Raw genomic sequence first — 12,364 nt, forward strand, 5'->3', positions numbered from 1 at the left:
AGCTGTGGCAGCGATGGCTGGGGAGGCGTTATTTACTTGTATTGAGTTTGGATATCGCCGCTGGCTATATTCCCCAAACGATTGCGACCGAAATAATGCAGGGTATTAATTTTCTGCCTTGTAGCCAATTCTAAATCCGCCCCAATGTTTACCGTTAACATAAATTGGGGCAGAGAGATCATGCATCACTTCGCCGGTATCGCGTTTATATGTTTGCAATAAGAAACTTTCAACGTTACTGCCGCAGCGTTTACCTGTTGGATCATCAAAAATACGCTTGGTGCGATTACCGGCAAGATCGCGTTCGCGATTTCCGGTTAACGCTTGGGTAAATTTGCGGTTATGAGTGGGGAAATATCCTCTAACATCCACCGCACCAGCATAAATAATATCGGCATTATTATCTAAAATAGCTTCTTGAATACTCGGTAAATTTGAGTCGGTAAAACGATCAAAACCTGTGGTGAACTTTTGTGGGTTGGTATTAGGAATAGGTTGGTAATTTGAATCAAATAATTGCGCTTGTGTAAGCGAACCTTTAGTTAAGGCTTGTTCAAAAATTGCGCCGACATTGGCTGCAGCATTCAAAGCTACTTTGGCGATGACGGCATGTTTATCGGATAATTCAAAATGTTGTAGATGACGGAATATCTGTTCTGCAAAGCCACTGAGCACAAGCACCCTATCTGAAGCTTCAATTAAATCAGTATCGACTTTAAGGATAGAAGCGCCAATGCCTTCAATATTTGCCCCAATACCATTGGTATTATCAACGGTAAAATTCACGGTTTGATCCATTTGCAGCATTTCGCTCGCGGCACTGGCCATGCTTTCTTGACTGGCTTTGGTGAGTATATAAATTTCATTCATCCGACTAGACAGTTTGCCGCCCATATCACTGACTTGTTGCATGGCTTGTACTGATTGAATACTGTTTTGACCAATTTCGGATAGCAATGACTCAATACCTTGGGTTGCTTCGGCCGTTTTATGGGCCAAATTGCGCACTTCATCGGCAACGACTGCAAACCCTCTGCCTTGCTCTCCAGCTCTGGCGGCCTCAATGGCAGCATTGAGTGCCAGCATATTAGTTTGATCAGACAGTTTATTAATCGTATCTGTGATGCTGCTGATCGCGCTGGCTTTATTTTTTAGTTCGATGAGTAATACTGCGGTGGATTCAATTTCAGTCGACAATTTTTGTTGTTGTTCATCCACTTGCTTTATTTCTTCGGCGTAGCTAGACGCTTGTGTACTGGCTTCTTCAACTAGCGCTCGTACATTGGCTGATTGGCCTAATAGTTGTTGAGCACCTTGTTCTAAATTGCTGGCGCGTTGTGAGATTTCTTGAACATGCTTAACTTGTAAACCCATTGCGTGTGCGAGTTTTTCAATAAAAAATGATACTTCGGCTCCGCCAATGGCTATTCGAGTGGCGGCTTTACTTATGCCATTGGCAACGTGTTCATCTTGTTGAGATGAGTCCGTGTTATCTGCAGCTATAGGTTTTTTTTGGGTAAGCAGTATGGTGATAACAGAGGCAACCGCGACTAAAAATGCATATAGCCATGAAGGTAGAGATAAAAAACTCAGCAGCATTGCTAAGGTAAATATCACTAAACCATTAATCAACATTATTTTAGTTAGCATGAAGACTCCAATCCATTTTTATTCAGATTAGCACTCTATATGTCATTGTAGGCTATCGACTTTGGTCTAAGCTTAAATAATCTACTCAATATGTTCAGTGTGTCGTTAAGTGATATTTACCAATGTTTTAAGCTAACTAATTTCCCTCGAATAGGCCAAAACGCATTCACCGCACGGGATCTGAAATGAACAGCAGCGGATAGGCTTTATGCTCGACAATTTAGTGTTCACATAGTTATTTCAGCGGGCTTAGCGATATCATTGGCGAACAAATATGGATAGACATTAATCACTAAATGCAGGATCAAGCTGCTGCTTTAATAGCGCTAATAACACCTCAGGTACAAATTTTCGTTGGGTGGTAATGGCATAGAAATTTTCATAAACATTGGGTAAGTGCTGATACACATTTAAAATCCCCTGCTCAATTTCGTCTTTAACAACCACTGGAGGTAACACAACCAGTGCGCCACTGTCGCGGGCTAAAAGACGCAACATGGCCATGTCATCGGCTTCTGCTTGCACATCGGGTTGATATTGCCAGGTCGCGCAAAAGGAATTAAATGCTGCCCTAATTTCAGTATTTTTACCCGGTAGAACCCAGCGCATGTCTTGATAACCTTCCGGGAAACTGGCGTTTATCCGGTTAGCTTTGGGGCCCACAATCGCCAAAGGTTGCCTAGAGACCAACTGGGTTTGCCATAATGGATCTTTTTTATCGACACTGATAGGTCGATTAGTCAGTACTAAATCCAGTTCGTGATCCGCCAGACCGTTTAATAGATCGCTCATGCCTCTGGCCGATAAAGAAAAGCTCACATTAGGATTGGCCAGCAACGGGCTGATAAAATTCTCCACAAAGTTACGCGATAATGTGGTTAAGACCCCAATAGATAAATGCTGCTTTTCACTCATACTGCCTTTGCGTAAAAAAGACTCCAACTCTTCGCCTTTACTGAATATATCATCGGCATAAGCCAATACACGATGACCATGGACCGTTAGGTTGAGGCGTCGTGCTCTGCGCTCAAACAACTCAACATTCATGTTGTGTTCAAATTGCTTAATTTGTGCCGACAATGCTGATTGAGAAATATGCAGGTCTTTAGCGACTTGCGTCAGGTTGCCTACAACCGCGACACGCCAAAAATAATAAAGGTGATGATAATTAAGACGACTCATTATAGTTAACCAAAACAGAACGTTTTATTAGTTTATATATATTTTTATTAAATATACAGCTCTGACATACTCTGTTGACTAAAAGAAGAGGCAGTTTATGAATATCGCGTTATCGTCCGTTTTTTTATTATGTATTCCCATTACGTTACTTTTGGCTAGCGCCCTGAGTGGGCGTTTAAGTGACCGTGCGAGGTTTAACAATAAATCTACATGGTTAATTAAGCTCAGCGGTCTTATTGTTGTGCTCTATATTACCGCCTTGGTGGTAAGTATTGCGTTACCGAGTCTTCACGCTGATGCGCAATATATTAGCCAATCACGACTCAGCCTCTTGATGATGGGGCTAGTGGTCTTTATGAGTGTTATTTTAATCGCATTTTCGCGTAATTATATGGCGGGCGAACCTCGTAGCGGCACTTATTGGCACTGGCTACTGAATATTCTCGCGGCAGTGTCTGTGGTAGTGATTAGTAACCATTTATTATTATTCTGGCTCGGTTGGGTATCAATTAGCTTAGCCTTGCATAAGCTTTTAACCTTCTATCCTGAACGCCCTCGCGCGGCGCTGGCTGCACATAAAAAATTCCTCTTAGCACGCACCGCAGAAACCTCGTTATTGGCTGCAATTATATTGTTGTATCAGCAGCACGGCAGCTTATTGATAAGTGATTTACTTAGCCACTTTAATGCGGTGGCCACAAACGACAACTTACAACTAACGACCGTCGATCATATTGCTGCAGTGCTAATTGCACTCACGGCCTTAATTAAATGTGCGCAATTACCGGTACACGGCTGGTTGATACAGGTTGTAGAAGCGCCGACACCGGTAAGTGCTTTACTGCATGCAGGGGTCATTAACCTCGGTGGTTTCTTGCTGATTTTATTTGCGCCCTTGTTTATTCAATCTACTGTCGCGCAGTGGCTAGTGCTAATAGTTGCAGGATTAACCACTGTGATGGCGGCATTAATCATGACCACTCGAATTAGCATTAAAGTGCGTTTAGCTTGGTCTACCAGCGCGCAAATGGGCTTGATGTTAGTTGAATGTGCATTAGGGTTGTTTGAATTAGCCTTACTGCATTTATTAACGCACTCAGTTTACAAAGCCTATGCATTTTTGAATTCAAGCAGTGCGGTTTATGAAGACATGCAAAGGCGTCTTGCGCCAGCGGCCAATCCTAAGATGATAGATTGGATAGTGGCAGGGGTATTTTCAAGCATTATCGTCTCGATGGCAGTGATGGTTATAGACTATCAAGGAGTATGGAGTGTTTGGTTGTTATTGGTATTAGCGCTCACCATGTTATTGGCTCAGCGCCACAGTGAGCGACTGCGTAGCAGCATGATGCCCGTTTTCCTCTTAAGCATATTATTAGTGATCAGTTACAGCGGGTTTAAGTGGTTGTTTGGGGCCATTATTCCCGCCACGTCAGCCATGCATGTTGAGGCGTTAAGTGCGGTCGATATTGTCGCAATACTGTTATTTGTCAGTTTGTTTGTGCTCAATTGGATGTTGCGTTATCAGCCACATAGACCCTCAATACATCATTTACATATCGCCTTATTCGCCGGTTTATATTTAGATGAATGGCTCACTCGATTGACGTTACAAGTGTGGCCAGTGCAGTTGCCAGCACCCAGCAATAATAAAGTATTAGATAAAGCCACCGAAGTTGAGGAAGTATGACCATGAGTATCGCAGTTAAATCACCTTTGATAGCGCAACTGACTGATAGCCAGCAGGCAAAATTAACTTCCGCGGGTAACAACATTGCCCCGACATGGCCGCTCGATAAAATGATTGCTGTTAATCCATTTTGGCAAATGCGTGAGCAACCGATTGAACAAGTGTCGGCGCGAGTATCGGCACTTGATCGTATTCAGTGTTTAATGCCCAAAGGCCATTATCAGCATTTATATGCACAAGGCGATATTAGCCAGCATGCGTTGTTATTAGCGGCTGAGCAACAAGAGGTTGCAATGTCAGTGGATCAGCTTGAAGCCTTTCTTGATCAAGCCGATGATCTGACTCATTTTCACAATATTGCCGATTTATTAGATAATCAACGCGACCGATACAAAATGGCATGGCGGGATGAAATCATTCATCAAATCAGTCAATTTTGTGCCGCATATTATCAACAGTTGCGGCCCATTTTGCCTTGTCGTGATAGTTCAGCACAGCCAGATCTATACTGTCATTGGCTCGAGGTTACCGGTCGGGATCGCGGCCTGAGTATTATTATGGATGAGCCAGGCTTGCTGCACTATTTCAAACAATTACCGCAAGATGCACCGACCTTGCTCGCAGAAGCTGTTGCTGAGTTGGGGATTGATGACACTGTAATCGAGTCTTATGCCCATGCATTGTTACTTGATATTAATGGCTGGGCTTCTTGGGTGGCCTATTTGCGCTGGCAAGGCGACTTGCAGGCAACGCCGAGCGATGAAATGCTGCAACTACTGGCAATTCGTATGGCTTGGGAGTTAGTGATTTGGCGTTACTTAAAAGCACAACAAGCGGACAGTTTTATTCACTTAGCCGCGCTTTGGATGCGTGAAAAAGACCAACTGCCGCATCTACTCGCGCAGCATGAGCAAGCACAACAGCCCCTTTGGGTGTGGGCAAAGGCAGCTGAACTGAGTTATCAACACAAGCTGAACACTCAGTTAGTGGATGCTCAAAAGCACCCTATAACAGCGCCAAAGTTACAGGCCGCATTTTGTATCGACGTTCGTTCAGAGGTCATACGCCGGGCGTTAGAAAATCAGAGTGATGATATCCAAACCATAGGGTTTGCAGGCTTTTTCGGATTACCTATCGAGTATCAACCGCACGACAGTGAATTGTCTCGCCCTCAGTTACCGGGATTGTTACAGCCGATCATACGAGTGTCTGAATGGCGTGATACACAGGCTCAAACCGATACGCTAAATAGCAAGGCTCGTTGGCAAACCTGGTCACAAGCTGCGCCGTCAGCATTTTCTATGGTGGAATCCATGGGCTGGCTCTATGCTTTTAAAATGCTCAAAAAATCATTTTTTGCCAAACAAATCCACAATCCTGTTAATGCACTGACTCATCAAAAAAGCTGGATCTTACGTAAAAATGATCAGCTACTGTCGTTAACCGATAAAGCTGAACTGGCTAAAGGTATCCTAAATGCCATGGGATTAAGCCAATTCTCACCTACGGTATTATTGGTCGGACATGGAAGCCACACCACCAATAATTTACATGCTGCGGGCTTGGATTGTGGTGCCTGTGGCGGTCAAACTGGTGAAGTAAACGTGCGGGTTTTAGCCCAATTATTAAATGAGCAAGATGTACGTAAAGCATTGTTAGATCTCGAGGTTGTAATTCCTAGCACGACCCATTTTGTGGCCGCATTGCATAACACCACCACAGATCATATTGATTGCTTTGATACCGATATCGATCCCGTCCTAGTCTCATGGCTAACAGCGGCTACAGAAACGGCGCAGCGAGAGCGTTTGGTTCACATCTCCCCAGAGTTAGCTGGTAGCAGTGCAGCTGAATTAGATCGATTTTATATTCAGCGCAGTAATGATTGGTCTCAAGTGCGTCCAGAATGGGGTTTGGTAAACAATGCCGCTTTTATTGTGGCACCTCGATCTTGGACCAGAAATGTCAATCTGCAAGGTCGAAGCTTTTTACATGATTACCAATGGCAAAATGATGCTGACTTTGGCGTTTTAGAATTGATCATGACCGCGCCTATGGTGGTAACCAATTGGATTAATATGCAATATAACGCATCGGTGAGCGATAATGTTAAATACGGCAGTGGTAATAAGTTACTGCATAACGCTGTCGCGGGTCATATTGGTGTGTTTGAAGGTAACGGTGGTGATTTACGTATTGGCCTGTCGATGCAAACGTTGCATGATGGCCAAAAATGGATGCATCAACCGCAACGTTTAGCGGTGTATCTAGCTGCACCAAGAGAGCCCATTGAGCAGATCACGGCTAAACATGACAATGTGCGCTGGCTTGTCGATAACCAATGGTTGTATTTACTGCGCTGGTCAGATGAAGGCGTAATTGAACGTTACTATCAGGGGCAGTGGTTACCACAAGCGGCTTAACATTTGTCGCCCTGTAACGTTAGTGCAGGTGGTAACAATTATAATGAGTCGCGATTATTTTTCTCAGTCGTCCGTTGGCGTATGAACCTCGTGTAGAGGTCAATACGCCTTGGAAATAGGTTTACCGAGTCATACTTGGCCTAATAAGTACTTCATTTAAGCTTATGATATCTTCGATGGTTTTCCTGTCATAAGTTGTCATGGTTATTTTTACACAGCAATTACCATATTTTACTATTTCACCATTCATTATGTGCTCATATGACCTTAGCGTGATAGGTTCCATCAGTAAGTTATTTTTTTGGTAAAGTTCAACGTTTACCAAGCCACTTCCTAGTGCACCTAAATCGTAACTGGTTAACACTAAGGTGCTATTTTTATTGACTTCATATATAGATTTGTATTTTTCGCCGTATTTTAAAAATGTTGATACATGATAAGAAGCTAATACAAAGCCTACTATGATTAATAATAGTTTCACTTTGAGTTCAGCCAATAAAGAACCGCATAGCAGTATCGAAAACAGCAGTAAATTTAATGTTGCATCAAATATTTTATAGTTCTCAAAGCTGTAGAAATATAAATGGTAATCAAAATATGTGGACAGTAATTTATATAAAATAACTGAGCTAATTAATGCTATTCCTGACAGTCTTTTCATGGCTGTTATTCTTCGCTTTCTTGTCTGGTGTTCGGTCTGTTTTATGGTTAATTCAGGCTTATCTTGTTCACACAGTCAATTGATCAGAACTTTTATTCTACAATGGTACAACCATAGTGATTGATCCTTATAGCCATTAATGACCTGCTAAAAATTATCATCGATAAACCATCCGATTTGCCTAGATTTATGCTAAAGAATAGGCAGGTTAATTAACCTTAAGTGAGCCTTTGTCAGCTTGCATTTTTATGGTGTAGGGTAAAACGACGGTATCAGAAACCACAGAAAACACCGTATCAAAAACAATAAGAGGGACCTTGTTAACTGAGCCACCTAAATTGACCGTTTTACTTGGCTCACCATATAAAAGGCAGAAGTTATACGAAACACCGCTATAGACTCTTGGTATCTCTTCACAATAACTTTTTTTGCCATTCTGCGAGATATTAAGATGATTTTGTGGGGGATCAATGGTTTTAATGGTTGCACATGAAAATGTACATAGCGCGACTAAAATGAGTGTGAATCCTTTCATAAACAAGTATTCCTTTCAATGATAATGACAGTGTTCGAATACTGATTATGCCCATTCAGCTTGAGTATCAGTATCAATGCACACACAACTAATTGATAACAATTGAACTTAGCAGAATACTCGCCACAATACTATTTTGCTTATTGCTATCGCTTTTTATTTCATGATGAGCGCTTACTGTCCAACTTTTCACAAGCCACATAATGGATGCTGTTGGCGTATTTGATATGTTAAATCGCTTTAACCCCGCGGATCATCTCGAACTGTATTGGTGATGATCCGCGAGTAAGTAAATGCTTTAGTCGCTAATTAGCAATCTTGTGAGCCAAACTATCGGCAAATTATTTAATGATGTAATTTGTTATGCAGGATAGCGTACTTATGTTTTTTGGTTGATGGTCGAGGGTAGCTATTGTCATCTTCAATGGTTAGCTTAAGCGCTCCCTTTTTAGCGACGTTATCATGATTGTGGACCTGCCATAAAACAACATAATTAGTCGGCATAAGTGAGGGTATCTCAACAGAAAAGACCTTGCTTTCACCTTTCGGCACTTGAATGTTTAAATTGAGCCAGTAGCCGTCCATGTCGTTAAGCGTTAGTGAATCTAACGTCACTATTTCATCAAATGACAGCTTTATTTTACTCGTAGGCGCCATAATAAACTCAACCGCCACAGCGCTATTATTGGACGTTAATTCGTTGGCCACAACACTATTTGTGACCAACACAGTAGATAAGAATAATCCTAAACCGTGGTAGATTTTCATCTCAACGCCTTACCATTTTACTCAATAGCGACCGCAAACCGGTGTAAGTTTATCGCTTGTTTGACACAAGATGCTTTAGTCCGATTGCTATTATTTCGGCTAACATAAGGTGCCGGTATGCACGATTGGCGTGATCCAGTAACGACACGGATTATGTTTGCACACTAGCGCAAGGGTGCTCAATAATGCCTGCTGCTGATCAACTGGATGCATAATTTCAAATTTACAAAATTCTCGGTAACCTTCAACCTGTTCCTTAATATTAAAGTGGCTATGTTCGCGACTAAAACCACAAATATCACCTAGGCTAAAACCTGATAAGAAATCCAGCTCGATTAAAGTATCGACGATATCATCCTTGATATCATTTTGAGCGATCAGCACTAACAATTGCTCAGTGATCATTTACGTTTCTCCAGCCAGTAATAAAGAATTGGTAATAAATAAAGTGTTGTAATGGTTGATGTTAACAAACCACCAATCACAACAATCGCTAACGGTTTTTGGATTTCAGCCCCAGGACCAGAAGCAAATACCAACGGCATTAAGCCAAACATTGCTGTCGTGGCAGTCATCAAGATGGGTCGTAGGCGCCTCGCGGCACCCTGTTCTACTCGTGCTAATAAACCACTGAATAGATGCTTGGTTTGCTCGTAATAACTCACCATCACCACACCATTAAGTACCGCTACGCCAAGCAGGGCGATAAACCCAACCGATGCCGGTACCGACAAATATTCGCCAGACAAATATAAGCTCACAATACCGCCCATCATGGCAAATGGCACGTTGGCGAGGATTAAACCGGCTTTCGCTAATGATCCAAAGGTAGTGAACAAAATCAGCGTGATTAACGCAATTGCAATGGGGATAACCAAGAGTAAATTATTAGTCGCACGTTGTTGGTTTTCAAACTCGCCACCAAAGCTGACACTGTATCCGCTAGGGAACTTAATATCGGCCGTGATTTTCGCGTTGAGCTCTTCAACAAAGCTGACGATATCGCGCCCTTGAACGTTAGTGGTGATCACCGAGAAACGGTCGCCTTGCTCACGTTCAATTAAGATAGGCCCTTCTTTATAGCTTAACTTAGCCACATCGGTTAAACGCTTTAAGGAATGATCTGGCATCACCAATAACTGATTTTTCAGTTCATGAATGCTGCTTAAGCCACCTTGATTATTGGCTATCAGAACTGGAGTACGCTTTTTACCCTGTAGCACTTCGGTAACGATTACCCCTTCAAGCTGACTCTTTAAATAGCGAGCAAACTCCATGGTGCTCATACCAAACCCACGCGCCATTTCATTGTCTAAGGTTAAATTGATAAAAGGACTGCCTTCAATCATCGACATTTTGACATCGATACTGCCAGCTGTTGCACTAACAAGCTGTTCTATTTGCGCGGTTAATTGCCCTAAAGTATCGATATCGGTACCAAATACCTTAATCGCTACATCACCAATACTGCCGGTGAGCATTTCCGAAACGCGCATTTGGATCGGCTGGGTAAAGTTAAAATTAACTCCAGGATACTTAAGCAACTCGCTGCGAATCGCCTCAATTAATTGCTCTTTAGAATCAAATCGCCACTCATCGCGTGGGGCCAGTTCTAAAAACACATCGGTTTCATTGAGGCCCATTGGATCTAAACCCATTTCATCCGCTCCGGTACGAGCAACCATCTGCTTAATTTCAGGAACCGCAGCAAGCAAGGTCTGCTGAATTTGCTTATCTATCGCAATAGAGGCTGCAAGCGAGATAGAAGGCGACTTCTCTAACTGTAAAATAATGTCACCTTCATCTAAGGTCGGCATAAAGGTTTTACCCACAAAGCTAAACAAGCCTAAACTGACAATGAGTAAGGCAAACGCGATGATCATAAAAGGCTTTTTATGGTTAAAAGTACTCTTAAGGCTGCGAAGATACGCGGCTTTTAATTTCTCGATAGCCTTAGGTTCTTGGGCTGACTTTTCATTCACCAGATAAGACGCCACCACAGGAATAACGGTGAGTGATAACACCAATGCAGACAACATGGCGAACACAATCGTCACGGCGACTGGAGTAAACAGTTTGCCCTCCAGCCCCGTAAGTGTCAGTAACGGCGAAAACACTATCATTACAATGACAGTGCCCGATACCACCGGAATCGCGACATCTTTCGTGGCGCGATAAATAAGGTGTAAACGGGGTAACCGTTGCTTAGTCGCAATCAGGTTGACCATGTTTTCAACCACCACTACGGAAGAGTCGACTAACATACCTATGGCGATCACTAATCCACCTAAGCTCATAAGGTTGGCGGAAAGATCAAATAGGTCCATCATTAAAAAGGTCGTTAATGCCGCGAGAGGCAAAGACAGCGACACCACCAAAGCGGCGCGGACGTTGCCTAGAAACAGTGCCAGTAGCACAATAACTAACAGTACAGCCTCAAACAATGCACTCGAAATGGTATCGATGGCGGTATTAATTAGGTTTGCGCGATCATAGAAGGTATTAATCACACTGCCTTCAGGTAATGTGGTGCTGATTTGATCAAGCTTTTCTTTAATACTACTTACCACTTTGGCCGTGTTAGCATTTTTAAGAGCAATAATTAACGCTTCAGCAGCTTCTTCACCGTCTTTGGTTACTGCGCCATAACGAGCTAAATGACCAATCTGAATATCTGCTAAGTCTCGAAGGCGGTATACCTTGGCATCATCAACCTTAATAACCAGTTGCTTTAGCTCATCAATATTATCAATTCGGCCTTCAGCACGGACAATAATCGTATCAGTGCCGATAGTGAGTTTTCCGGCACCTTCATTGTGGTTATTATCAATAATGGCTTGTTGAAGTGAGGCAAAACTCACCCCAGCAGCGGCCATCGCAGACGGATTAGGATTAATGCTAAAACTCTTAGCATAACCGCCTAAAATATTAACATCGGCCACTCCAGCAACGGTACGCAGGAGTGGACGAACCTCCCACTCCAGCAGCTGTCTGCGTTCCATTAGAGATAAATTAGGGTTTTCCAGAGTGAACATAAAAATCTCACTCAATGGTGTACTCATAGGTGCAACACCACCGGATACCCCTTGCGGAAAACTGTCCCACACTGCGGCAAGTCGCTCGCTCACTTGCTGTCTGGCCCAATAGATATCAGTTCCTTCAGTAAAGTCTAGGGTAATGTCGCTGATGGCATATTTGGTGGTTGAACGTAAAATAGCCTGATTAGGTATCCCCAATAATTCAGTTTCGATAGGCACGGTAATCTGTGCTTCGATTTCTTCAGGGGTCATGCCTGGCGCTTTTAAAATGATCTTAACCTGAGTCGGTGAGATATCAGGAAAAGCATCTAGCGGAATAGCAAACCAAGCGCGAGCACCAGCGAGCATTAATATCAGCGCGACAATCAGAACAAATATGCGCTGAGTCAGCGAAAAACGGATGACGGAAGCGAGCAT

9 protein-coding genes are annotated in these 12,364 nt (G+C 42.9%); 2 read left to right on the forward strand and 7 right to left on the reverse strand.

What is annotated here, in order from left to right:
- Positions 1-105 precede the first annotated feature (105 nt).
- Together H5114_RS11595 and H5114_RS11600 are read right to left on the reverse strand one after the other, a co-directional pair.
- Complete coding sequence (locus tag H5114_RS11595; protein ID WP_182723007.1) at positions 106-1,650, reverse strand: methyl-accepting chemotaxis protein; 1,545 nt, start codon at positions 1,648-1,650, stop codon at positions 106-108.
- Between the two features lie 285 nt (positions 1,651-1,935).
- Positions 1,936-2,832 (reverse strand): LysR family transcriptional regulator, encoded by an 897-nt coding sequence (locus H5114_RS11600; RefSeq protein ID WP_124018240.1) that lies wholly within the window; start codon positions 2,830-2,832, stop codon positions 1,936-1,938.
- A gap of 97 nt (positions 2,833-2,929) precedes the next feature.
- Between H5114_RS11600 and H5114_RS11605 the strand changes: the two genes are divergently transcribed.
- Positions 2,930-4,522 (forward strand): NADH-quinone oxidoreductase subunit L, encoded by a 1,593-nt coding sequence (locus tag H5114_RS11605; RefSeq protein ID WP_220492549.1) that lies wholly within the window; start codon positions 2,930-2,932, stop codon positions 4,520-4,522.
- Between the two features lie 2 nt (positions 4,523-4,524).
- Positions 4,525-6,945 (forward strand): YbcC family protein, encoded by a 2,421-nt coding sequence (locus H5114_RS11610; RefSeq protein ID WP_182723008.1) that lies wholly within the window; start codon positions 4,525-4,527, stop codon positions 6,943-6,945.
- 121 nt (positions 6,946-7,066) lie between these two features.
- Here the strand turns inward: H5114_RS11610 and H5114_RS11615 are convergent, their stop codons facing one another.
- The 5 genes from H5114_RS11615 to H5114_RS11635 all read right to left on the reverse strand — a co-directional run bounded on the left by H5114_RS11615 (position 7,067) and on the right by H5114_RS11635 (position 12,364).
- Positions 7,067-7,606, reverse strand: coding sequence for a hypothetical protein (locus tag H5114_RS11615; protein WP_182723009.1), 540 nt, complete (start codon positions 7,604-7,606; stop codon positions 7,067-7,069).
- Positions 7,607-7,814: 208 nt separating this feature from the next.
- Positions 7,815-8,141, reverse strand: a complete 327-nt coding sequence (locus tag H5114_RS11620; RefSeq protein WP_124018243.1) for a YceK/YidQ family lipoprotein — start codon at positions 8,139-8,141, stop codon at positions 7,815-7,817.
- Positions 8,142-8,486: 345 nt separating this feature from the next.
- The gene (locus H5114_RS11625) at positions 8,487-8,909 is read right to left on the reverse strand and encodes a copper resistance protein CopC (RefSeq protein ID WP_182723010.1); all 423 of its coding nucleotides are present in this window, start codon (positions 8,907-8,909) and stop codon (positions 8,487-8,489) included.
- Positions 8,910-9,008: 99 nt separating this feature from the next.
- A complete protein-coding gene (locus H5114_RS11630) occupies positions 9,009-9,314 on the reverse strand; it encodes a DUF3240 family protein (protein ID WP_182723011.1) in 306 nt (101 codons plus the stop codon).
- On the reverse strand, positions 9,311-12,364 hold the full coding sequence (locus H5114_RS11635; protein ID WP_182723012.1) for an efflux RND transporter permease subunit: 3,054 nt from the start codon (positions 12,362-12,364) through the stop codon (positions 9,311-9,313). Before H5114_RS11635 ends, H5114_RS11630 begins: the two co-directional genes overlap by 4 nt.

The sequence above is a fragment of the Shewanella sp. SR43-8 genome, from assembly GCF_014163775.1.
Classification (GTDB): Bacteria; Pseudomonadota; Gammaproteobacteria; order Enterobacterales; family Shewanellaceae; genus Shewanella; species Shewanella vesiculosa.

Coding starts and splice junctions, on each gene's coding strand:
- H5114_RS11595 (WP_182723007.1), bottom strand. CDS start 1,650: ATGCTAACTAAAATAATGTTGATTAATGGTTTAGTGATATTTACCTTA.
- H5114_RS11600 (WP_124018240.1), bottom strand. CDS start 2,832: ATGAGTCGTCTTAATTATCATCACCTTTATTATTTTTGGCGTGTCGCG.
- H5114_RS11605 (WP_220492549.1), top strand. CDS start 2,930: ATGAATATCGCGTTATCGTCCGTTTTTTTATTATGTATTCCCATTACG.
- H5114_RS11610 (WP_182723008.1), top strand. CDS start 4,525: ATGAGTATCGCAGTTAAATCACCTTTGATAGCGCAACTGACTGATAGC.
- H5114_RS11615 (WP_182723009.1), bottom strand. CDS start 7,606: ATGAAAAGACTGTCAGGAATAGCATTAATTAGCTCAGTTATTTTATAT.
- H5114_RS11620 (WP_124018243.1), bottom strand. CDS start 8,141: ATGAAAGGATTCACACTCATTTTAGTCGCGCTATGTACATTTTCATGT.
- H5114_RS11625 (WP_182723010.1), bottom strand. CDS start 8,909: ATGAAAATCTACCACGGTTTAGGATTATTCTTATCTACTGTGTTGGTC.
- H5114_RS11630 (WP_182723011.1), bottom strand. CDS start 9,314: ATGATCACTGAGCAATTGTTAGTGCTGATCGCTCAAAATGATATCAAG.
- H5114_RS11635 (WP_182723012.1), bottom strand. CDS start 12,364: ATGCTCGCTTCCGTCATCCGTTTTTCGCTGACTCAGCGCATATTTGTT.